The organism is Sphingorhabdus buctiana (assembly GCF_042680825.1).
GTDB classification, from domain to species: domain Bacteria; phylum Pseudomonadota; class Alphaproteobacteria; order Sphingomonadales; family Sphingomonadaceae; genus Sphingorhabdus_B; species Sphingorhabdus_B buctiana.
Genome location: NZ_JBHUEL010000012.1, coordinates 1 through 20,374 on the forward strand (window position 1 = coordinate 1; position 20,374 = coordinate 20,374).

A 20,374-nucleotide genomic window follows, 5' to 3' on the forward strand; every position below is an offset into this window, starting at 1 on the left:
CCAATAGATGAGGCCAAGGCTCCACTAATTTACGCAGCCATCAGTGCCAAATGTTCTGACGACGGACAGACCGGCTTCGCAATCGGATCGCATGTTGATGCGGCATCTGAAGCACTGATCGCAATCCAGCAGGGCGATATGTTCGCCAAGGCTGCGGTTGAGGAAGTCGTTGCAGACGCCCTCGCAGGCGGCTCTAGCGAAGGTGCCAATGTTGATGCGTTGCTCAACGCACTGGCAGGCCCTGCCAATGATACGCAGCTTCTGGGCGATACGCTTTCCCAGCAGTTTGGCGACCACCCGGCATTTGAGGGCTTCAACCTCGCTGCCGCAAACGACATGCTCGACCAGTTGGCGAGCACCCACATGGAACTGTCCGCAGCTACCGGCCAACACGGCTGAGCTGCGGACGCAGATTTTACCGAGACCAGACAGGGAGCAAAAGCATGAAAAAGAAGCTTCTAGCCGCAGGAGGTATCGCGTTAACCATGTTTTCCGGCGGGACGGCCTATGCCCAGGCCAGCCCGCGTTCGCCGCTTAATGACCTCGGCATGTCCGAGTTGCGGTCGGAACTGCGTACGCGACACGATGCTGCCGTAGCCATGACGCAAGACAGCAATGTCGTGCGATCAACCGATAGCAAATTCCAATGGGCATCCGAAGCCAAGGCGTGGTGCGGAATAGCCGTCGGCTATGCCAAATCCTCAACCAAGGATGAGGAAAGCATCAACAAATGCGATGCATTTTATGCCCGCATGAACGCGGCCCCGCCGCCACCGCCGGCAGCGCCCTATGTGCCGCCGCCAGCGCCGCCTGAGCCTGCTTGCACGGCTTCACGCGCGACCGAAGTCTTTTTTGACTGGAATGTCGACATGCCTGCCGGTGAAGCTGAAACCACGCTTGCCGCTATCGCACAAAACCGCACGCAATGCGGCTGGGGCCCGCTGACCATAACCGGTCACGCCGATAAGTCGGGCGGCGACGCTTACAATGCGAAGCTTTCACAGCGCCGGGCAGACAATATTGCAGCCGCACTTGAGCGGCTCGGTGTGCCGCGCGGAGACATGACAGTGGTCGCAAAAGGCGAAGGCCAGCCCAAGGTCGATACCGCCGATGGTGTACGCGAACCGGCAAACCGGCGCGTTGAAATCCTCGCGCAAGAACGCGGCAATTGATTGGGAGTAAGATCATGAAAAAGAGCATAAAAACAAAGCTGATGCTTGCGACCCCTGCGGCCCTGCTGTTCGCCATGTCGGGCGCAGCGCATGCACAGAGCGTAGACCTGAAAAGCGCGGTTGAGGTGGCGATTGAAAGCCATCCGGAAATCAACCAAGCCGCGATGAACAAGGAAGCAATCGAGTTTGAGCGTGAGCAAGCCCAGGGCCTGTTCCTGCCGCGCATCACGGTTGAAGGTTCTGTTGGCGTTCGCCGCTTAGAAAACCCGACCCGCCGTGCGCTCGGCATCGCCGACAACGAACTCTATCCGATGGAAGCCGGCATTCGTGGCGAACAGATTCTGTTCGATTCGGGCAATCGTGCCAACGAACTGAAACGCCAGGCCGCACGCACCGATGGTGCAGCCTACCGCGTCGACGAGCGTTCGCAGTTCATCGCACTGCAGGTTTCGCGCCAGTATCTCGATTATCTGCTGCAGCAGCGTATTGTCGCCGCTTCGCAGGATAATGTCGCGTTCCACACCAACCTCGTGAACGACCTTCGCGAAGGCGTGACCCAAGGTTCGATCAGCATCGCTGACCAGCAGCAGGCCGAAGAACGCCTGCAGGCTGCATCTGCGCGCCTGACCGAGGCCGAGCAGGACATGGTCAACACCGGCATCGCATTCCGCACGTTGACCGGTCTTGATATCGATGCATCGGCAACGTTGCCGCAATCGCTGCGCGCGAAACTGCCCGGCTCGCTTGCTGAAGCGATCGAAAAGGTGCGCCTCCAAAGCCCGAGGGTCCGTGAAGCGCAGGCTGATCTGGATGCCGCACATGCCGTTATCGGCAAGGCAAAAGCCGATCTTGGTCCGACAATCTCGCTCGAGGGCAATGCCCGTGTCGGCGACGATATTGACGGATTTCGTGGAGAAACCAATGACTTGCAAGCCCGGGTGGTCGCACGCTGGCTGATCTTTGACGGCGGCATAAACCGCGCGAAGGTCCAGGAAATGGTTCGCCGGGCAAGCGAAACTCGTTTCCGCTTGCATCAGTTAACCCGTGAAGCTGAAGAGGACGTCCGCGTTTCGTGGAATGCCTGGACCAGCCAGGGCAAGCTGGCCGGCGAACTCGACCGCCAGGCCAAGGTTTCGGACGACCTGCTGCTTTCCTATCGTGAGCAGTTCAACGTCGGACGCCGTTCGCTGCTCGACGTGCTCGATGCGCAGAACACACGTTACAACGTGCAGGTTCGTGCAGAGACCGCGCGGTTCGCGGAAACCTTTGCCGAGTACAAGATCCTCGCGGCAGCGAATGAGCTGATGCAGGCCTTGGGTGTAGCCGCTCGGTCGGATGCAGAGGCCAATGCCCGCGAACGGTTCAAGGTGGGTCCGACGCCGCCGTCGGAAACCGATCGCCGCCGTTACTCGAATTGACGTCATGAAAGGTTGCCAAGGGCTTTCGGGCTCTTGGCAGCCCCAAAATCTAGGTTAATGCCTTTTTCGTCGAAATTAATTTATGTCGGTAATCCAGTATTTTACGACAGATTTTGCGGCAAAGTTGGTTAACCCGTTTTTGACTCTTCGAAGGTGCGTTTAGTGGCACCTGCCTCGGCAGGGCTTTGGTCCGGACTCGCTGATGCACAATGTACGGGGGTTTGAAATTGACGCTGCAAGAGTGGCATAATGCTCCGCCGCAAGGCGATGAGTTGCTTGCATGCATTAGTGTGCTCGCCGCGCTGAATGAGCGCCCGTCTTCACCTGCTTCCATACGCGCCGGTCTCGTCCTTGATGAGGCTGGCCTTTTACCGTTCCATCAGACCGAATATGCGCTCGATCAGATCGGGCTTCGTGGGGAAACCACCACGCGCCGCCTTCGTGGCTGGCAGGAACGCGACCTGCCGGCGATCCTGTTTGCCGGCCCGGGCCGTGCTCTGATCGTACACGGCGTCAATGGCAATGATTTCGAAATCCAGTTGCCCGGAAATACTGAGCGGGTCTGGGTTGACCGCGAAGCCCTTGAAGCCGTCTATGGCGGCGAGGCTGTCATCGTCGATCCCGATCCAAGCCGTGATCGTGAAGGCGAACGGCCTTGGGAAAAGGTACGCCGGAACCACTGGTTCTGGTACGAAGTTTGGAAGATCCGTAAATCCTTCCTCTATGTGATGCTTGCTGCATTGGTGATCAATCTGCTCGCTTTTGCTTTGCCACTGTTCACGATGAACGTGTATGACCGCATCATTCCGAACAAATCGGCAACCAGCCTGTGGGTGCTCGCTTTTGGCGTGTTGATCGCGATATCGGTCGAATTCGGTTTGCGCCTTGCAAGAACCCGCTTGGTCGACGAATTGGGTCGTGCGCTCGACGCACGCCTGTCGCAGCGGCTATTTGAAAAGATCCTCAACCTGCCGATGGCAGAGCGCAAGGGAAGCACCGGGGCTATGGCCCGCCGCGTCACCGACTATGAAGTGGTGCGGGATTTCTTCGCCTCGACCACGGTCGTGCTGATGGTCGACATTCTGTTCCTTGTGCTCTTTGTCGCGCTGATTGCCATCCTCGCCGGATGGCTGGCGTTGATACCGCTGGTTGCGATCATCGTGATGGCGGCTGCCGGTTATACTCTGCAGAAATCGATGGGCCAAGCCGCCCTCGATGCCCAGGCCGATGCAAGCCTCCAGCAAACGGCACTGATTGAATCGATCAGCGGCATCGAAACGCTCAAGGCTTGCCGCGCCGAAGGCCGTATGCTTGGCCGCTGGCAGCGTTATTCGACCGCCAGTGCACAGACACAGGAAAAGCTGCGCAACCTGACAGCGACCGCAGTCAATCTGGCCGCTTTGTGCCAGCAATCGACCAATATCGCGCTGGTCATTGGCGGCTTTTACATGTTCAACGCTGGCACCATCTCGATGGGTGGCATCATCGCGATCGTCATGCTCGCTGGTCGCTCACTTGCACCGGTTGGGCAACTGGCCTTCCTCATGACGCGTGGCCGCCAAGCCTTTATAACCCTCGAAAGCCTTCAAACGCTCATGGAGCAGAGCGACGAACGCGAAAAGGGAAGCCGCTCGGTTGTCCCAGTGATTTCGCAGGGACAATTGGAACTGGAACATGTCGGCTTCAGCTATCCGGAGGCGGGCAAGGAATCGCTGTCGGACATCAACCTGAAAATCGCCCCCGGCGAACGCATCGGCCTGATCGGTCGCGTCGCCTCAGGAAAATCGACGCTGGGTCGCCTGATCTGCGGCCTATATGAGCCTACTGAAGGCAGCTATCGCATCGATGGCCTCGACAGCCGCCAGCATCATCCGCATGAACTGCGCGCCGCGCTCCGCTTTGTCGGCCAGGACGCCGAATTGTTTAGCGGCACCGTTCGCGAGAACTTGCTGCTCGGCGCGCGCAACCTTGATGAAGAACGCCTGCTCGCCGCTGTCGCAGCTTCAGGCGCCGACGGCTTTATCGGTCGCGACGCAGCTGGCTTTGACCTTCATATCGGTGAACGCGGCTCGCGCCTTTCGGGCGGCCAGCGCAGCTTCATGGTTCTTGCCCGCGCGCTCGTCGAGCCCAGCAAATTGCTGTTCCTCGACGAACCCACTGGCGCAATGGACACACAAACCGAACGCCTTTTCATTGATCGTCTCAACAAGGCCATAACGCCGGGGCAGACGCTCATCGTTTCCACCCACCGCAACGCCATGCTCGCGATTGTCGATCGCCTCATCGTGATCGACAAAGGTCGCATCATCGCAGACGGGCCGCGGGATCAGATACTTGCCAAGGCTGGCCTGGCGGGAGAATGACCATGCATGCTTCGCTTCTCGATGGAACCAAGGACCAGGAAATGGTCCGCAAGTCCAACCGACCTGTGTTGATCTTTTTTGGCATGTTAACGGCGCTCGCGATTTTCGCGGTTACGATGCGCGACGCCGACCTTTCGCGCCTTCTGCCTATGCTGGGCCTTGGAGAGCCGGCCGAGGCCGCAGCCATGCCGCAGATGAGCGCGGAAGAGCGCGAAGCCCTGCTTTCGATTACCGAAGAGGCCATCGACAAGCCGGAATTGACCGGAGAAGATGCGCTGGCGAAGAATGAAGCGCTGCCCTTTTCGGACGCTCCCATCCTTGCGGCCAAACCCTTTGCAATCCGCAACTACTTCTCCGGCACCGGCCTTACAGCGCTGCAGTGCATGACGCAGGCGGTTTATTACGAAGCTGCCTATGAACCTTTGCAAGGGCGCCGTGCCGTTGCGCAGGTTGTGCTGAACCGCGTGCGCCATCCTGCATTCCCGAATTCGGTTTGCGGCGTTGTCTATCAGGGCTCGAACCAGCCGGTCTGCCAATTCAGCTTCACCTGCGATGGCTCGCTCAACCGCAAACCCTCTGCCGCCGCCTGGGCAGCAGCTGAAGCAGTGGCCCGCGAGGCACTGAGCGGTTATGTCGAGCGCTCGGTCGGCCAAGCGACGCATTACCACGCCAATTATGTCTCGCCCTATTGGGCACCCAAGCTCACCAAGATTTCGCAGCTTGGCGCGCACATCTTCTACCGCTGGCCGGGCAAATGGGGGATGCCAGCTGCATTCACCGACAGCTATTCAGGCGTGGAGAATATCCCATCGGCAACCGACCTCGCTGGTTTGGGCGACGAAGCCCTAGGTGAAGGCCAACTGACGACCGACCAGCAAACCGAGGCGCTGGCCCGTTCCAAATTGCCGCCGGAGCTGGTGCCGATGCGCGCAGCCGAAAACGATGTTGGCGGTCGCCTGGACATCAGCAAGGGCTGGACTTTGAAAATTCCCGATCCGCGAGAAACACGCCGCGCAGCTGCCGCCGTGAGCAGCCGTCAATCGAGCGGCGGAGCGGAAACGCCGAAAACAACCATGGGTGGTCAATGAAAGCCGTACTCGAATGGTACAAGAGCCAAAGCGGCTCGCGCCAGATTATCGTCGCTGCAAGTGCCGGTTTCCTGATCTTCCTGATCTGGGCCAGCCTTGCTCCGATTGAAGAAGTGACGCGCGGTCAGGGCCGGGTGATCCCGTCGAGCAAGATGCAGCTCGTGCAGGCGGCAGAGCCGGCGACAATCCGCGACATCCTGGTCCGTTCGGGACAGCGCGTTCGCAAGGGTCAGTTGCTGGTGCGCCTCGACGACACCGAATCCTCATCACAGTTGGGCCAGATTGCCGCCGAGAACCGTTCGCTTGCCGCCCGTGCTGCGCGCCTATCGCGTGAAGGTGGTACAGGCGGGGATTGCCCGCCCAATCCGGATGGCAGCCTGCCTGAAGAATGCCGCCAGGAAGCTGCGCTTCAATCGGTACGCGCCGCCGCATTGCGTAGCCGTATTTCGGCAATGGGTGCGGCAGTCGAACAGCGCCGCCGAGACTATGCCGAAGCACAGGCAACGGTCGCCAGCTTGCGCCAGAGCCTCCAGCTTGCACAGAATCAGGTCAACATGCTGGCACCCTTGGCTGCCAAGTCGATCGTTCCGCAAACCGAATTGCTGACCGCGCAACGCGAAGTTACCGATCTGCAAGGCCGCCTCGCTGCTGCACAGCAAGCATCGTCGCGTGCGCAAGCTGCAATCGCCGAGGCTCAGGCACAGGCATCCGAAGCCGGGTATCAGTTCCGACAGGATGCGCTCGACGAGCGCAGCCAGATTGCGACCAAGATGGCTGTCAACGAACAGTCGCTCAAAGGTGCGGCAGGGCGCGTGAACCGGGCGGAAATTCGTTCGCCGGTCGATGGAGTCGTGAACGATGTTCAGGTGACGACGATTGGCGGCTTCGTACAAGCTGGTGAAAAAATCATGCAGGTTGTACCCGTCGGCGACAAGCTGCTGGTCGAAGCCCGGGTGACGCCGCGCGATATCGCCTTCATCAAGGTCGGCGACCGCGCCAATGTAAAAGTCACGGCCTATGACTTTTCGATTTATGGCGGGCTATCCGGCAAGGTGGTGCAGGTATCGGCTGACAGCATCTATGATGAAGTGGCCAAGGAAGCCTATTTCACCGTCGTGGTCGAAACCGACCGGTCGTATCTGCTGTCCGCGGGCAAGCGCCTGCCGATCAGCCCTGGCATGATCTGCGATGTAGAAATCATCACCGGCCGCAAGAGCATATTGAGCTACTTGCTCAAGCCGCTGATCAAGGCTCGTTCGGAAGCCCTGCGCGAACGCTAAGGCTTTCGTTTAGCTGGTAAGCGCGGCGATCCGGATAGGCGCTTGCATGATCGGTGCGGGCTGCGCGGCATAGCCGTGCAGCCAAGCCTTACCCGCAGAATAGCTCATCACTGGCCGGTAATCGCTGATCGCCGCCGCATCAACGATGCGATCGGTGTTGTTATCGAGGACGACGAGGCGATCTCCGTTACGCACCACGAGCAACGCATGGTCTGCACGGCGGACCAGATCCTTGGCGATGACAAGGAACATGTCGTTGGTTGAGACACCCGAAGCCTCGAGCAGCTTCATCTTTGCGATGGCGTAATCCTCGCAGTCACCCTGCCCGGCTCGCAGCGTTTCTGCCGCGGTCGCCCAGCGATCGGCGACCTTGAACCGCGCCGAATCGTCGATGAAGTTGACACGGCGGTTCACCCAGCTGTTGATCATGTCGAGCTTGCGGCCCTGGTCGAGATCGCGCGCTTCACCCACCACCGTGCGCCACTCGCCACCGCGGCGCGGCAATTTCGCCGCTTGGGCACGCTGCCATTTATTGTCGAGCGGGGTGCGACCAATGGCCAACGCCACGCTGCCAAACACGTTGGGCTTGCTGGTGTCGACCGGCTGGAGCAGCAAGCCCGAATCCAGAAGCGGACGCCGCGCAATCGAAACCGCAGCAAGGCGCGCCACCCATTGCGTCGCGCGAGCGCGCGGAGCCAGCGTGGATTCTTGTGCCATCTGCGGCAGGCGCGCGAACGCCATTGCGGTGCACGGCGCGGCAATCGTGGCAGGGCCAGCCGCCGGGCTGAGCATCGCCAGCTGCACTATCGGCGCGGGAGCAGGCGCAATTGCTGCCGCGGCTGCAGCCGCCTGCTGGGCTTTCAGCTCTTCCAGCTTGCTGCGCGTGCCACCCAGAATGGCTTCTGACTTGGTTTGTACCGCTACCTGTAACGGGGCGACAGTTTCAATGCCCGTGGCTGGGCAAGCCTGCTCCGCAGTCGGAACCGGAATCTCCAATGCCCAAGCGGACGCCGGAGCCAAAGTTGCGAACAATGCGATGGTCGCCGTTGCAAAACGCGCGCTGCGCTTTTTTCCGCTGGGAGCATGAGTTTTCATGCTGCCCTAATTTGCATGTAAAATACAATTTATCGTTGAACATCATGGTTGACGTCCATGGTCTCTAAATTGTGAAGAAAGAGGGTTAACTGATTTCGGTCGGTAAAGTTTAGGCTTTTATTTCAGTGCCGTAACCAATCGAACCAACGCTGTGCCAGACGCTGCAGCCGCTCGGGCTTGCGGGCCAGACGATATTGTCCGGCAACAAATTTGTTAGCTTCGTTCCATGTCGGGTAACTGTGGCTGGCGGCCATCAACTTGCCCAATGTCAGTCCATGACGCATCGCCAACACGATTTCCGCAATCATCTCTCCAGCATGCGCGGCGACAATCGTGGCCCCCAAGATGCTGTCCTTACCCGGCGGAGTGAGGATCTTTACAAAGCCGCCCGTTTCATCCTCGGCAATGGCTCGATCAAGATGTGCAATGTCGTAGCGGGTGACCTCATAAGCCACGCCCTGTTCCTTCGCCTGCTCTTCGGTGAGCCCAACACTAGCTACTTCGGGATCGGTATAGGTGACGCGTGGCAGGAACCGATAATCCGCGCGAAAGCGCTTGAATGGCTGCGCCAGCGCATTGACCGCCGCATACCAAGCTTCGTGGCTAGCGCCATGCGTCAGCTGCTGGTTTCCGGCAACATCGCCAGCAACCAGGATATGCGGCATGCGCGTACGCAAATAGGGATCGACCTGGAGCCGGCCGTTCTCGACAAGCCCCAACTCTTCAAGGCCAAAACCGGTGATCCGGGCCCTGCGGCCAGTCGCGATGATGATGTCGTCAAATGCAAGGGTGGTGTGCTCGCCGCCTTTTTCAACGGTCAGGATCTTGCCATCAAAACGCACCGCTTTGTGGCCGGTAAGAACGCGTACCCCATCTTGTTGCAGGCATTGTGCGATGATTGCTGCGGCCTCTGCATCTTCCTTGAGCAGCAACCGTTCGGCCATCTCGACCAGTGTCACATCACTTCCAAGGCGCTGGAACGCCTGCGCCAGTTCGCACCCAATCGGCCCGCCGCCCAATATAACCAGCTTTTTCGGTGCCTGGGCCCGCTGAGCCATCGCGTCCCACAATGTTTCGCTGGTGAGGTAACCGCTGCTTTCGATACCAGGCAGTGGGGGCACCACTGGTGCCGCACCAGTCGCAATGACGAAGGCTCGCGACGTCAGGCGTTGGCTGCTGCCGTCATTACCGGCGATCTCCACCGTCCAGGGATCAACAAATCGCGCATAACCTTGCAGGCACTCGACGCCGAGGCCGCTATAGCGCTCGACACTGTCATTGGGCTCAATGGTGGTGATGGCATCGCGCACGCGCCGCATCACCATGGGAAAATCGATGCCGGATACCGATGCCGCTATGCCAAATCGCGCCGCATCGGCGACCTGGTGCGCGACTTTCGCGCTTTTGAGGAGCGTCTTTGATGGGATGCAACCGGTGTTGAGGCAATCGCCACCCATCCGCTCGGCCTCGATCAGAGTGACCTTGGCCTTGGTCATCGCGGCGATATAGGATGAAACCAGGCCTGCCGCCCCACCACCGATAACGATCAGGTTACGATCGAAACGGCGCGGCTTGGTCCAGTTAGCGGTCATGGACTTTCTTTACCGCCGCCACGAGCCCGCGCGCGATCCATGGGAACAGGCCAAGCAGCACAAACGAGCCGATGAGTGTGGGCGACAGCAGCCCTGCGGTGCTCTCGATCTTGCTGATCTGCGTCCCAGCATTGACGAAAACGATAGTCGCCGGAAACATGCCGATCTGGCTCACCCAGTAAAATGTGCGCGTCTTGATCCGCGTAAGACCCATCAAGAGGTTCACGACGAAGAAGGGAAAGAGCGGTATCAGGCGGATGGTGAAAAGATACAAAGCGCCGTCCCGCGCTATTCCATCGTCAATGGCTTTCAGGCGCTCGCCAAATTTCGACTGCACCCAATCGCGCAGCAGGAAGCGGGCGGAGAGGAAAGCAAGCGTCGCGCCGATGGTCGACGCGAACGACACGAGGATCGTTCCGGTCACCACCCCGAAAAGCGCCCCCGCCACCAAGGACATGATCGCCGCACCCGGAAGCGACAATGCCGTTACGATGACGTAGATCAGGAAAAATCCGCCGATATAGAGCAGCGGATTTGCATCCTTAGCGGCGACTATGTCGGCCTGGCGTTGCTTGAAATTTTCAAGGCTGAGGACGTTTCCAAGGTCGAACCAGAAATAAGCCGCTATCGCCGCAGCAAGCAGGACGAGCAGGGCGATGCGCTTATTCATGGGTTATCGGATCGGATCAGAACCGCTGGCCGATCAGAATGGCACGTCGTCGTCAAGATCGTCGGAGAAATCACCTCCGCCAAATCCCGATGAGCCGCTTTGCCAACCGCCGCCTGACTGACCACCGCTCGCGGGCGCGCTGCCACCGCTGCCCCAGCCATCATTACCACCGCCGCCTTGGCCACCGCGCGCGCCATCGAGCATTACCAGTTTTCCATCAAAACCGCCTACGCTGATTTCGGTGGTGTAACGGTCATTACCCGATTGATCCTGCCATTTGCGGGTGCGCAACTGGCCTTCGATATAAACCTTCGCGCCCTTGCGCAGATAGCGCTCGGCAACGCCGACCAAGCCGTCCGATTGCAGCACCACCTGATGCCATTCGGTACGTTCTTTCTTTTCGCCTGTCTGGCGGTCTTTCCAGTCTTCAGAGGTCGCAATGCGCAGGTTGGCGATGCGTCCGCCATTTTGGAAGCTCTTCACTTCCGGGTCAGCACCCAGATTGCCGACCAGAATAACCTTATTGACGCTACCCGCCATGATGTCCCCTCTTTTGGAATAGAATCGCCGTCAGCCCAGACCGGCGGCCACTGCAGTCCAGTAGGTAATCCCTGCGGCGACATAGGCAAGTGCAAACAGATAGACGACCATGAAGGTTGGCCATTTCCAGCCATTGGTTTCGCGTCGTGTGACGGCGATGGTCGAGATGCATTGCGGTGCGAAAACGAACCAGGCGAGGAATGCCAAGGCGGTCGCCAGGCTCCATTTGCCCGTGAGTTGCGTACCAAGGGTCATCGCCTGTTCGTCTTCATCTTCCGCATCAACGGCATAGGCGGTTGCCAGCGCCGAAACGGCGACTTCACGCGCCGCCATGGCGGGAACGAGCGCTAGTGCGATGTCATGGTTGAAACCGATCGGGCTGACGACCACTTCGATCCCGTCCGCGATGCGACCGGCGACCGAGTATTCGACTTGGCTTTCATTCGCGCCTTCGGGGGCTTTCGGAAAGCTGAGAAGCGCCCACAAAATGATCGTTGCGGCAAAGATGATCGTGCCTGCGCGGCGCAAGAATATCCAGGCGCGCTGCCACAAACCGATCGCAATATCCCGCAGCCGCGGCATCTGGTAACGCGGCATTTCGATCAGGAAACTGCTCTGGCGGCTGTTGGTCACGAAACGCTGGATGATCGATGCGGCCAGCATTGCGCCAACAATGCCCGCCACATACAACCCGAACAGTACCAGCCCCTGCAACCCGATGCCCGGGCCGACGCTGGTTGCCGGGATGAAGGCACCAATGATCAGGGTATAAACCGGCAATCGGGCCGAGCAGGTCATCAACGGTGCGATCAGGATCGTCGCCAGCCGTTCTTTTTGATCCATGATCGTGCGCGTCGCCATGATGCCGGGAATGGCGCAGGCGAATGACGACAAAAGCGGGATGAAACTGTGCCCGGACAGCCCGACGGCGGCCATCAACCGATCCATCACAAAGGCCGCCCGCGTCATATATCCCGATGCCTCAAGCAGCAGAATAAAGAAAAACAGGATCAGGATCTGCGGCAGGAAGACCACGACCGAACCCACGCCCGCAATCACGCCATCGGTCAGGAATGATCGGAAAAGACTGTCAGGCAAGGCACCATTGATCGCCTCGGTCAGCAGGGCAAATCCGCCCTCGATCCACCCAATGGGCGCTTCCGACCAGGCATAGACACCCTGGAACATCACAAACAGCAATGCCAACAAAACGACAATTCCGCCGACCGGATGCAGCAGCACACTATCAAGACGCCGCGTCCATTGGCGCCCTTGCGTTTCGCTTACGATGACCGAGCGCGCGATCGCATGTGCTCGCTTGGTGATTTCGGCGCGGCCCGATGGCGCATTTGCCGATGTCGAAGGCGACGCGAGTTGCCCTGCAAGCGCGGCCATTAGCGGATCGAGCCCGCGTTTGCGTACCGCAACGGTTGCAACGACGGGAACGCCTAACTCCAGTGAGAGCTTTTCGGCATCGAGTTCCAACCCATCGCGCGAAGCCAGATCGACCATATTGAGCGCCAATACAGTTGGCAGCCCCTGCCCGATCAGTTCAAGTGCGAAGCGCAGGTGGTTGTCGAGATTGCCTGCATCGACAACGACGATCAACGCATCCGGTCGCCTGTGCCCCTCCAATCGCCCGAGGACGACATCGCGGGTGACGGCTTCATCAAGGCTGTCGGGTTCAAGGCTATACGCCCCGGGCAGGTCGATTAGCTCTACCGGTCGCCCGTCAGCAAATGCAGCGCGCCCCGATTTACGCTCAACCGTAACACCGGGATAGTTGGCGATTTTCTGCCGCGCACCGGTGAGTGCATTGAACAGTGCGCTCTTGCCGGCGTTGGGATTGCCGACCAGCGCAACCAGTGGCACCGCCTGCGTCATGACAGCGGCTCACAGCTGATGGCTACGGCAACCTTGCGCCGCAAAGCCACAGTCATCCGGCCGACACGCACCGCAATGGGATCACGCCAGAATAGGATTCCCTTGTGCAAGGATTCGACGATAACGCCCGAATCAAACCCCAATGAGCGAAGGCGATGCCCTTCGGTTTCCGGAATCGCAGCCCAGTCGATCGCGACGATGCGCGCCGTTGCGGATTTGGGGAGAGTGTCGAGGTTCACGCGCGCTTTTTGATAATGTTTCGCATTAAAAGCAAGTGCAATATCTAGCGCGGTGGATAACGCAAACGTCCGATGAAACGCGACAGGCTTGGCATATGCTCGCTACGCTTTTTTGCCTGCGCCTTGGCCTTTTCGAACTGCATGACATTCTCAATGCGACGGTCGAGGAAGGCGCGTGTTTCGGCAAAGTCATCGCTGTCGTCATTGACGAACACGGCGAGCGTCGATGCATAAACTGCCGATAGCGTCGCCCGCTTGGTATAATGATTGAAATCGGTCGCTGTATCGCCTGCAAGGCGCCACATTCGGTCTGCACTGCGCCAACCAATACGCGCCGATGCCGCGACATTTTGGGGCATTGCCATGATGGCAATTGCGCGGCGCTGACCTTCCCGATCGGGCGCTGCGATTTCGAGGCGGGTCGCTACCAATGCCGTAATGCGCTCCCGGATCTTCATCGATGCCAGTTTCTCAGACGGAAGGCGGCGCGCCATTTCAGCATCGATCGATCCGATCCATACATCGATCAGCGCCATCGCCCCGCCCTTGAGCGCGAGCTTTGCCAAATCGGCATCGACGCCAACCTCCATCGCCGCAGATTCGACCGCAAGGTCTGTCCAACCGTCAAAAGCGGCGTGCGCAGCGAGATGCGGGGCAACAGCCTCTCTGATTTCGTCGAGAGTCGGGTCAGCAGGAAGTGGTGCGGCAGCCATGAGTCGCCTCTAGGCTTTTGCCCGCCCCTCGGCAAGGCGCACAAGCACCAGCGCGGCCATCACCATCGCACCGCCGATAAAGTCGAGCGGAGTCAGCGCTTCATCAAATGCCGCCCAGCCTGCAAATGCCGACAATGCTGGCTGGAGGAGCAACGCCAGCCCGATGATCAGCGGGCTGAAATGCGGCAGCGCATAGGTCAGGAAACCCTGCCCAAGCACTTGGCTCGACAAGGCAAGGATAAGTAGCGGCGTCCAGTTTCCCGGCACAATCTGCTCCCCGGCGACCCAAGCAGCGGGTAGCAGGAAAAGCGCAGCCGACCCCGATGCCAGCGCAAGCGAAGACCAGCTTTCGGTGCTTTCGCGCACCCGGATCATCGCGAGCAGGTAAAAGGTGTAGAACAGCCCGGCGAGCAGGCTGAGCCAATCGCCCTCAAAATGTTCGGGTGAGAGTTCGAAGCTCTGCCCCATCAAGAGCGCAGCGCCCGCAAAAGCGAGGAGGATGGCTATGCCTTGCATTGGCGGCGGCAATTTGCGCGCAAGGAATATCCCGTAAATGGCCAATAAAAGGCTCGCACAATTGGCCAGCAAGGTGGCGTTACCCAATTTGGTTTTGAAGATGCCGATATGCCAAGCGATAATATCGACCGCGAAAAAGAAGCCAGCTAGAAGCACCAGCCCAAGCAAGCCTTTGGGCATCGATTGGACGCGAAAACCTGCGCGGTAGCCGATCAGGGCAAGAATCGGGGCAGCAAGCGCCAGCCGCCAGAAACCGGTCGCAATTGGCCCGGTATCCGCCAAGCGCACGAGCAACGGGCCAAACGCGATGCAGACATTGCCGGCAACCAGCGCGGCAAAGGCGAATGACGCTCTTGGCGCGGGCGCCTTTTGAAAGATTTGCTTGTCCGACATAAACCCCCGTTGCAATTTGCAACCCGTATCCGCATGTTACTAGCCAAGCAATGCAATAGGGAAAGCACATAACCATGACCACCAGCCTTTTCGATCCGATACAGCTCGGCGCGATCCATGCCCCCAACCGTATCCTGATGGCCCCGCTCACCCGCGGTCGCAGCGAAGGCGTGCACGTACCGATCAGCGCGCTGAAAGCTGATTATTATGCGCAGCGGGCAAGCGCCGGCCTGATTATCGCCGAAGCCACCGGGATCAGCCAGGAAGGTTCGGGCTGGCCCGCAGCACCCGGAATCTGGTCTGCCGAACAGGTAGAGGCGTGGAAGCCCGTTACTGATGCGGTGCACAAGGCCGATGGCCGCATCATCCTGCAACTCTGGCATATGGGCCGCTTGGTCCACCCGGATTTCCTCGGCGGCGCTCAGCCTGTTTCCGCGTCGGCGACGACGGCACCGGGCTATGCCCACACTCCGACTGGCAAGAAGGACTATGTCGAAGCGCGTCCGCTGCGTCTCGATGAAATCCCGCGCGTCATCGGCGACTATGTGAACGCTGCGAAAAATGCGATGGCAGCCGGCTTTGATGGCGTACAGATCCACAGCGCCAACGGCTATCTGCTCGACCAGTTCCTGCGCGGTAACTCCAACTTCCGCGATGATGATTATGGCGGCCCGATCGAAAACCGCATCCGCCTGACCACCGAAGTGGCGCAGGCGGTTTCGGATGCAATCGGTGCAGACCGCACATCGGTTCGCCTCTCACCCAATGGTGAGACCCAAGGATGCGATGACAGCGACCCAGTCGGCCTATTCACAGCGGTTGCGGCTGCCTTGCAGAAAGTCGGCATCGCCTTCCTCGAACTGCGCGAGCAAAAAACGTTCGGCAATTTCGGCACCAGCGATGTCCCGCCGGTTTCACCGCACATCCGCAAGGTCTTCACCAATCCGCTGGTGCTCAACCAGGAATATACGCTGGAAACGGCGCAAGCCGATGTCGCAAGCGGACTTGCCGACGCCATCAGCTTTGGCCGCCCCTATATTTCAAACCCCGACCTCGTCGAGCGTTTGCGCCGGGGTGCAGAGGTCGCGCCCGATAACTTCAAGACGTGGTATTCGCCGGGACCAGAAGGCTACACCGATTATCCGACGCTGGAGTCTGTCGCGGCCTGAACCATGGGCGATATCGGGTTAAAGTTTGTCGCGCTTTTGCCGGCAATTGCACTCGTCCTCGTCGCCCTTTTCGAAACCAAGCGGCCGAGGCGCACTTTGCGCTTCGGCCGTTTTTATCGCTGGCTGACCAGCCTTGTCCTGTTCGTTAGCAATCGGGCCGTTATTTGGGCGCTTGCATGGATTGTCGCAGTGCCCGCTGTGGCGCTTTGGGCTGGGAATCACGGGCTAGGCCTGTTCAACCAGATCGCATTGCCTTTCTGGTTGGAAATCCTCGCGACCTTCCTGTTGCTCGATTTTGCGATGTGGTTGCAGCACCTTCTGACCCACAAGGTCCCCTTGCTTTGGCGGTTCCACAAAGTGCACCATGCCGATCCAGACATTGATGTCTCGACCGCGATCCGTTTCCACCCCGGGGAGATCGCCTTTTCAGTGATGTGGAAGGCAGGTTGGGTCGTGCTACTTGGTGTATCCGCGCCGCTTTTCCTGGCATTTGAAGCGTGGCTTGCCGCCAATGCCGCCTTTAACCATGGCAATATCGATCTACCCCGAAAGCTGGATAGACTGTTGCGCCGTCTTCTGGTCACGCCGGACATGCATCTGGTGCATCACTCGACGGTCAAGGCTGAACAGCAGAGCAATTATGGCTTTGCACTAACCCTTTGGGACCGGATCTTCCGAACCTACCGCGTCGAGTCGCAATATGGCCGTGATGCCCAATCGATCGGATTGGCTGAATTGCAATCGAGCGAGCCAACCCGTCCGGCTTTTACATTGAAACTCCCCATGACGTAACGTCAGCTATTTACATGCTGGAAGGTATTGACGAAGCACGAGGAAAAGCGCAGTTTTCCGGGTAAGGGAGAGGGGACAATGGCATCAATTCGCAAGATTGCGTTGGGTACAGTTGCGGCTGTGGCAGTGGGCGCAGGCCTTTATTGGGGCTGGGGCGCGTTCAAGGAAAGCCGCGAAGCGAGCAAGGCGGAAGAAGTCCAAGCCGCCAATGACAAGGAAGTCACAAGCGGCATCGCGACCAAATTGCTGTGGGGTGATACCCATTTGCATACTTCCAATTCGATCGACGCTTTCGGCTTTGGCGTAAAGCTTGGGCCTGAAGAGGCGCTGCGTTTTGCGCGCGGCGAAGAAGTGAAATCGACCTGGGGCCTGAAGGCAAAGCTCGACCGACCGCTCGATTTCCTTGTCATTGCCGATCATAGCGGCGGCCTTGGCGCGACCCAGCGACTCTATGATGCGCCGCGTGTGATGATCAAGGATCCGACGCTGCTGCGCTGGTACGATATGATGCATGAAGGTCATCAGGGCCGCCAGCGCGCGACGATGGAATTGATCAACGCTGCAGGTGAAGGCAAACTCGGCAGCATTTTGCCGCGCGAAGAGCAAGCCAAAGGCACAATGCAGATTTGGAAGAGCCATACCGGCATCGTCGAGCGCTATAACGAGCCCGGCAAGTTCACTGCGTTCATGGGCTTTGAATATACGCTGATGCCCAATGGCGACAATTTGCACCGCGTTGTTATCCTTCGCGATGGCAAACCGCGGGCCGACCAGGTTCGTCCCTATGACCCACAGACCGAAGGCACCGAAACGGTGGACAAACTGTGGGACTATATGGACGCCTATGAAAAGAAAACCGGCGGTAAGATGCTCGCCATTCCGCACAACAGCAATGTTTCGAACGGCCTGATGTTTGAAATGGTGCAGCCGGGCGGAGGAGCCATTACGGCGGATTATGCCCGCCGACGTGCCGCCCGCGAGCCTCTGGTTGAAATCACCCAGATCAAGGGCGACAGCGAGAGCCATCCCTTCCTTTCACCGAATGACGAATTTGCCAATTTCGGCGATGCCGGTTGGGAATTGGGCAACCTGACAATGCAGCGCACCAAGACACCCGACATGTTGGCGGGAGACTATGTGCGCGAAGCGCTTAAGCGCGGCCTCGCAATCCAGGCCAAGACCGGCGTCAACCCGTACAAGCTGGGTTTCATCGGATCGACCGACAGCCACACCGGACTTGCCACTGCGGACGAGAATAACTTCTTTGGCAAGCACTCGGATGGCGAACCCAATGCCGAGCGTGCATCGCAGGCGCAGAATTTGGGGACCCGCCAGGGTCGTTTCGGCTGGCATTACCTGGCAGGTGGATATGCTGCCGTTTGGGCAACCGCCAACACCCGTGCAGCCATCTTTGATGCGATGATGCGCCGCGAAGTCTATGCGACCACCGGGCCGCGCATGCAGGTGCGCGTCTTTGGCGGCTGGGATTTCACCGACAAGGATTGGGCAGGCGACTGGGTAAAAGCCGGCTATGCCCGCGGCGTCCCGATGGGCGCCGATCTGAAAGACGGCAAGGGGCGCCCAAGCTTCCTGATTTCGGCGCTGAAAGACCCTGAAGGTGCCAATCTCGACCGAGTGCAGGTGGTCAAAGGCTGGGTCGATGCATCGGGCAAAATGCAGGAAAAAATCTTCGACGTTTCCTGGTCCTCACCAGACAAGCGCAAGCTGGTGGGTGGCAAGCTGACCCCGGTCGGTGACACGGTCGATATCAAAAAGGCCACATACACCAACACCATCGGCGCACCCGAACTGCGCACCGTATGGAGTGATCCGGAGTTCAATCCGGGGCAACGCGCCTTTTATTATGTGCGTGTGCTCGAAATCCCAACACCGCGTTGGGTGCTGTTCGACATGATCCGTTTCGGCGCGAAACTTCTGCCCGAAACCGAACTCAAGTCGCAGGAACGGGCCTATACCTCTCCAATTTGGTATAACCCGACGGTGTGATCATTCGGCGATGATCCCGGCCAGCGACGGGTCGGGATCCGCAATCCCCATCAATCTGCGCATGGCCAACCGTGCCAGTCGCTGCATCTCGACCTTGCGTCGTGCAGCGGCCAACGGAACGAGCGAGGCCGAGCGGATGATCTCAGCATCATAGGCATCGGCAACGATCAAACCGGTACGGTCGGGCAGGAACGCCTCCCCATCTATCGGAGAAAAATCGAAGCCTGCGGGAACCGCCCAGAAAAAGCGGTCGCAATAGTCGAGATATTCGGGCCATTTCTGGTCGCCAAGAAGGTCCGCGCGTGACACCTTGATCTCTACGATGATGATTTCGCCTTTGGCGTTGATGCCCATGAGGTCCGCCCGGCGATTGTTGCGGAGCGATACTTCAGGTTGCACCATTATCTGGTTGCGCAGGAACAAGCGGCTGACGCCGCGCGCAACCGAAGCCGAATCGATCTGGATGCCAAATGCGTTGCTCGCCATGGCCATTGGCTAGAACGAATGGCGAACAAGATAAAGCCCTTTCTGCCTTGGCAGCTGCCAATCAGCCAGATAGGGAATATGTATGAGTGCGAAAACGATAGCTGAACTGGCCGCCGAACATGGCGGTTTCGATCCGCGGATCGCGATCAGTTTCATGGGCAAGGCAGGCCATGGCGGCTTTCTGGGCATGGACTATGTCGGCCATGGCGAGAACTGGGTCGAATTGTCGATCGATTGGCGCGAAGACCTGGTCGGTGATCCCAATACCGGCGTTCTGGCCTCTGCTGTGGTCATCAGCCTGATGGACAATGCCACGAGCATGTCGATTTGGACAAAGCTGCAAGAGTTCCGACCGCAAGTGACGATGGACCTGCGCGTGGACTACCTCCGTCCTTCACCCAAGGGTGCGAAAGTGTTTGGCCGCGGCTATTGCTATCACCTGTCGCACAGCATCGGCTTTGTCCGCGGCATTGCGCATAATGGCAATCTTGAAGAGCCGCTGGCGCACGTCAGCGGCACCTTCATTCGCGTGGGGGATCGCCTCGGATGACGACGCCCGATCCTCGCACCGAATTGCTGCCGCCCTATGCGCGTGCGCTCGATATGGTCATCACCGGGCTGCACAATGGCGCGCCGCTCATCGAAATGCCGTTCGCCAACAAGGTTCAGGGTCGACCGGGCTTCCTTCACGGCGGGGCCATATCTGGCTTGCTCGAAATGGCAGCGGTTGCGGCCATCCAGCATGCGCTGCACGAACGCGGTGATGAGGCGACGTTCAAACAGGTCAATGTCACCATCGATTTCATGCGCGGCGGCGTACGCCAGACGACCTATGCTGTCGGCGAAGTTACCCGGCTGGGACGCACCATGGCCAATGTCGAAGCGCGCGCCTGGCAGGATGATCCCGCAAAGCCCATCACCATTGCCTATCTGCATTACCTGCTGAAGCGCAGTTGA

20 protein-coding genes are annotated in these 20,374 nt (G+C 59.1%); 11 read left to right on the top strand and 9 right to left on the bottom strand.

The window, feature by feature from the left end; genetic code table 11:
- The 6 genes from ACFSAG_RS14365 to ACFSAG_RS14390 all read left to right on the top strand — a co-directional run.
- A partial coding sequence (locus ACFSAG_RS14365) for a hypothetical protein (RefSeq protein ID WP_381516208.1) occupies positions 1-399 on the top strand: 399 nt, incomplete at its 5' end.
- Between the two features lie 44 nt (positions 400-443).
- Entirely contained in the window at positions 444-1,172 is a 729-nt protein-coding gene (locus ACFSAG_RS14370) for an OmpA family protein (RefSeq protein WP_381516211.1), read from the top strand.
- Positions 1,173-1,186: 14 nt separating this feature from the next.
- Complete coding sequence (locus ACFSAG_RS14375) at positions 1,187-2,590, top strand: TolC family protein (protein WP_374614122.1); 1,404 nt, start codon at positions 1,187-1,189, stop codon at positions 2,588-2,590.
- A gap of 209 nt (positions 2,591-2,799) precedes the next feature.
- Positions 2,800-4,953: a type I secretion system permease/ATPase gene (locus ACFSAG_RS14380; RefSeq protein WP_381516214.1), complete on the top strand. Its 2,154-nt coding sequence runs from the start codon at positions 2,800-2,802 to the stop codon at positions 4,951-4,953.
- Between the two features lie 2 nt (positions 4,954-4,955).
- Positions 4,956-6,041, top strand: a complete 1,086-nt coding sequence (locus ACFSAG_RS14385) for a cell wall hydrolase (RefSeq protein ID WP_381516217.1) — start codon at positions 4,956-4,958, stop codon at positions 6,039-6,041.
- On the top strand, positions 6,038-7,321 hold the full coding sequence (locus ACFSAG_RS14390; protein WP_381516220.1) for an HlyD family type I secretion periplasmic adaptor subunit: 1,284 nt from the start codon (positions 6,038-6,040) through the stop codon (positions 7,319-7,321). The genes ACFSAG_RS14385 and ACFSAG_RS14390 overlap by 4 nt, the downstream gene beginning before the upstream one ends.
- Positions 7,322-7,330: 9 nt before the next feature.
- Here ACFSAG_RS14390 and ACFSAG_RS14395 read toward each other — a convergent pair whose 3' ends face one another.
- The 8 genes from ACFSAG_RS14395 to ACFSAG_RS14430 all read right to left on the bottom strand — a co-directional run bounded on the left by ACFSAG_RS14395 (position 7,331) and on the right by ACFSAG_RS14430 (position 14,963).
- Positions 7,331-8,416 carry a transglutaminase-like cysteine peptidase gene (locus tag ACFSAG_RS14395; protein WP_381516223.1) on the bottom strand — a complete coding sequence of 362 codons (1,086 nt, stop codon included), beginning with the start codon at positions 8,414-8,416 and terminating at the stop codon, positions 7,331-7,333.
- 122 nt (positions 8,417-8,538) lie between these two features.
- Positions 8,539-10,008 carry a dihydrolipoyl dehydrogenase family protein gene (locus ACFSAG_RS14400; RefSeq protein WP_381516226.1) on the bottom strand — a complete coding sequence of 490 codons (1,470 nt, stop codon included), beginning with the start codon at positions 10,006-10,008 and terminating at the stop codon, positions 8,539-8,541.
- Positions 9,998-10,678: a TVP38/TMEM64 family protein gene (locus ACFSAG_RS14405; RefSeq protein WP_381516229.1), complete on the bottom strand. Its 681-nt coding sequence runs from the start codon at positions 10,676-10,678 to the stop codon at positions 9,998-10,000. The genes ACFSAG_RS14400 and ACFSAG_RS14405 overlap by 11 nt, the downstream gene beginning before the upstream one ends.
- Before the next feature lie 33 nt (positions 10,679-10,711).
- Entirely contained in the window at positions 10,712-11,218 is a 507-nt protein-coding gene (ssb, locus tag ACFSAG_RS14410; protein WP_381516232.1) for a single-stranded DNA-binding protein, read from the bottom strand.
- Between the two features lie 30 nt (positions 11,219-11,248).
- The gene (feoB, locus tag ACFSAG_RS14415; protein ID WP_381516235.1) at positions 11,249-13,102 is read right to left on the bottom strand and encodes a ferrous iron transporter B; all 1,854 of its coding nucleotides are present in this window, start codon (positions 13,100-13,102) and stop codon (positions 11,249-11,251) included.
- A complete protein-coding gene (locus ACFSAG_RS14420) occupies positions 13,099-13,341 on the bottom strand; it encodes a FeoA family protein (protein WP_374614106.1) in 243 nt (80 codons plus the stop codon). Before ACFSAG_RS14420 ends, feoB begins: the two co-directional genes overlap by 4 nt.
- Positions 13,342-13,385: 44 nt before the next feature.
- On the bottom strand, positions 13,386-14,054 hold the full coding sequence (locus ACFSAG_RS14425) for a COQ9 family protein (protein WP_381516238.1): 669 nt from the start codon (positions 14,052-14,054) through the stop codon (positions 13,386-13,388).
- 9 nt (positions 14,055-14,063) lie between these two features.
- Positions 14,064-14,963: a DMT family transporter gene (locus ACFSAG_RS14430; protein ID WP_381516242.1), complete on the bottom strand. Its 900-nt coding sequence runs from the start codon at positions 14,961-14,963 to the stop codon at positions 14,064-14,066.
- Positions 14,964-15,037: 74 nt separating this feature from the next.
- Between ACFSAG_RS14430 and ACFSAG_RS14435 the strand changes: the two genes are divergently transcribed.
- The 3 genes from ACFSAG_RS14435 to ACFSAG_RS14445 all read left to right on the top strand — a co-directional run bounded on the left by ACFSAG_RS14435 (position 15,038) and on the right by ACFSAG_RS14445 (position 18,931).
- Positions 15,038-16,132, top strand: a complete 1,095-nt coding sequence (locus ACFSAG_RS14435) for an alkene reductase (protein ID WP_381516245.1) — start codon at positions 15,038-15,040, stop codon at positions 16,130-16,132.
- A gap of 3 nt (positions 16,133-16,135) precedes the next feature.
- Positions 16,136-16,924, top strand: a complete 789-nt coding sequence (locus tag ACFSAG_RS14440; RefSeq protein ID WP_381516247.1) for a sterol desaturase family protein — start codon at positions 16,136-16,138, stop codon at positions 16,922-16,924.
- A 78-nt stretch (positions 16,925-17,002) separates the two neighbouring features.
- Complete coding sequence (locus tag ACFSAG_RS14445) at positions 17,003-18,931, top strand: DUF3604 domain-containing protein (protein ID WP_374614097.1); 1,929 nt, start codon at positions 17,003-17,005, stop codon at positions 18,929-18,931.
- On the opposite strand, the gene ACFSAG_RS14450 is transcribed toward ACFSAG_RS14445, so the two are convergent.
- Positions 18,932-19,417, bottom strand: coding sequence for an MmcB family DNA repair protein (locus ACFSAG_RS14450; protein WP_381516252.1), 486 nt, complete (start codon positions 19,415-19,417; stop codon positions 18,932-18,934).
- Positions 19,418-19,499: 82 nt separating this feature from the next.
- Here ACFSAG_RS14450 and ACFSAG_RS14455 point away from each other — a divergent pair, with 82 nt between their 5' ends.
- The gene (locus ACFSAG_RS14455) at positions 19,500-19,967 is read left to right on the top strand and encodes a PaaI family thioesterase (RefSeq protein ID WP_381516255.1); all 468 of its coding nucleotides are present in this window, start codon (positions 19,500-19,502) and stop codon (positions 19,965-19,967) included.
- Entirely contained in the window at positions 19,964-20,374 is a 411-nt protein-coding gene (locus ACFSAG_RS14460; protein ID WP_374614092.1) for a PaaI family thioesterase, read from the top strand. Before ACFSAG_RS14455 ends, ACFSAG_RS14460 begins: the two co-directional genes overlap by 4 nt.

Excerpts from the sequence above, each read along its gene's own strand:
- ssb (WP_381516232.1), bottom strand. The coding sequence starts at position 11,218 with ATGGCGGGTAGCGTCAATAAGGTTATTCTGGTCGGCAATCTGGGTGCT.
- ACFSAG_RS14455 (WP_381516255.1), top strand. The coding sequence starts at position 19,500 with ATGAGTGCGAAAACGATAGCTGAACTGGCCGCCGAACATGGCGGTTTC.
- ACFSAG_RS14460 (WP_374614092.1), top strand. The coding sequence starts at position 19,964 with ATGACGACGCCCGATCCTCGCACCGAATTGCTGCCGCCCTATGCGCGT.
- feoB (WP_381516235.1), bottom strand. The coding sequence starts at position 13,102 with ATGACGCAGGCGGTGCCACTGGTTGCGCTGGTCGGCAATCCCAACGCC.
- ACFSAG_RS14445 (WP_374614097.1), top strand. The coding sequence starts at position 17,003 with ATGGCATCAATTCGCAAGATTGCGTTGGGTACAGTTGCGGCTGTGGCA.
- ACFSAG_RS14450 (WP_381516252.1), bottom strand. The coding sequence starts at position 19,417 with ATGGCGAGCAACGCATTTGGCATCCAGATCGATTCGGCTTCGGTTGCG.
- ACFSAG_RS14390 (WP_381516220.1), top strand. The coding sequence starts at position 6,038 with ATGAAAGCCGTACTCGAATGGTACAAGAGCCAAAGCGGCTCGCGCCAG.
- ACFSAG_RS14395 (WP_381516223.1), bottom strand. The coding sequence starts at position 8,416 with ATGAAAACTCATGCTCCCAGCGGAAAAAAGCGCAGCGCGCGTTTTGCA.
- ACFSAG_RS14430 (WP_381516242.1), bottom strand. The coding sequence starts at position 14,963 with ATGTCGGACAAGCAAATCTTTCAAAAGGCGCCCGCGCCAAGAGCGTCA.
- ACFSAG_RS14380 (WP_381516214.1), top strand. The coding sequence starts at position 2,800 with ATGTACGGGGGTTTGAAATTGACGCTGCAAGAGTGGCATAATGCTCCG.
- ACFSAG_RS14435 (WP_381516245.1), top strand. The coding sequence starts at position 15,038 with ATGACCACCAGCCTTTTCGATCCGATACAGCTCGGCGCGATCCATGCC.
- ACFSAG_RS14405 (WP_381516229.1), bottom strand. The coding sequence starts at position 10,678 with ATGAATAAGCGCATCGCCCTGCTCGTCCTGCTTGCTGCGGCGATAGCG.
- ACFSAG_RS14385 (WP_381516217.1), top strand. The coding sequence starts at position 4,956 with ATGCATGCTTCGCTTCTCGATGGAACCAAGGACCAGGAAATGGTCCGC.
- ACFSAG_RS14375 (WP_374614122.1), top strand. The coding sequence starts at position 1,187 with ATGAAAAAGAGCATAAAAACAAAGCTGATGCTTGCGACCCCTGCGGCC.
- ACFSAG_RS14425 (WP_381516238.1), bottom strand. The coding sequence starts at position 14,054 with ATGGCTGCCGCACCACTTCCTGCTGACCCGACTCTCGACGAAATCAGA.
- ACFSAG_RS14400 (WP_381516226.1), bottom strand. The coding sequence starts at position 10,008 with ATGACCGCTAACTGGACCAAGCCGCGCCGTTTCGATCGTAACCTGATC.
- ACFSAG_RS14440 (WP_381516247.1), top strand. The coding sequence starts at position 16,136 with ATGGGCGATATCGGGTTAAAGTTTGTCGCGCTTTTGCCGGCAATTGCA.
- ACFSAG_RS14370 (WP_381516211.1), top strand. The coding sequence starts at position 444 with ATGAAAAAGAAGCTTCTAGCCGCAGGAGGTATCGCGTTAACCATGTTT.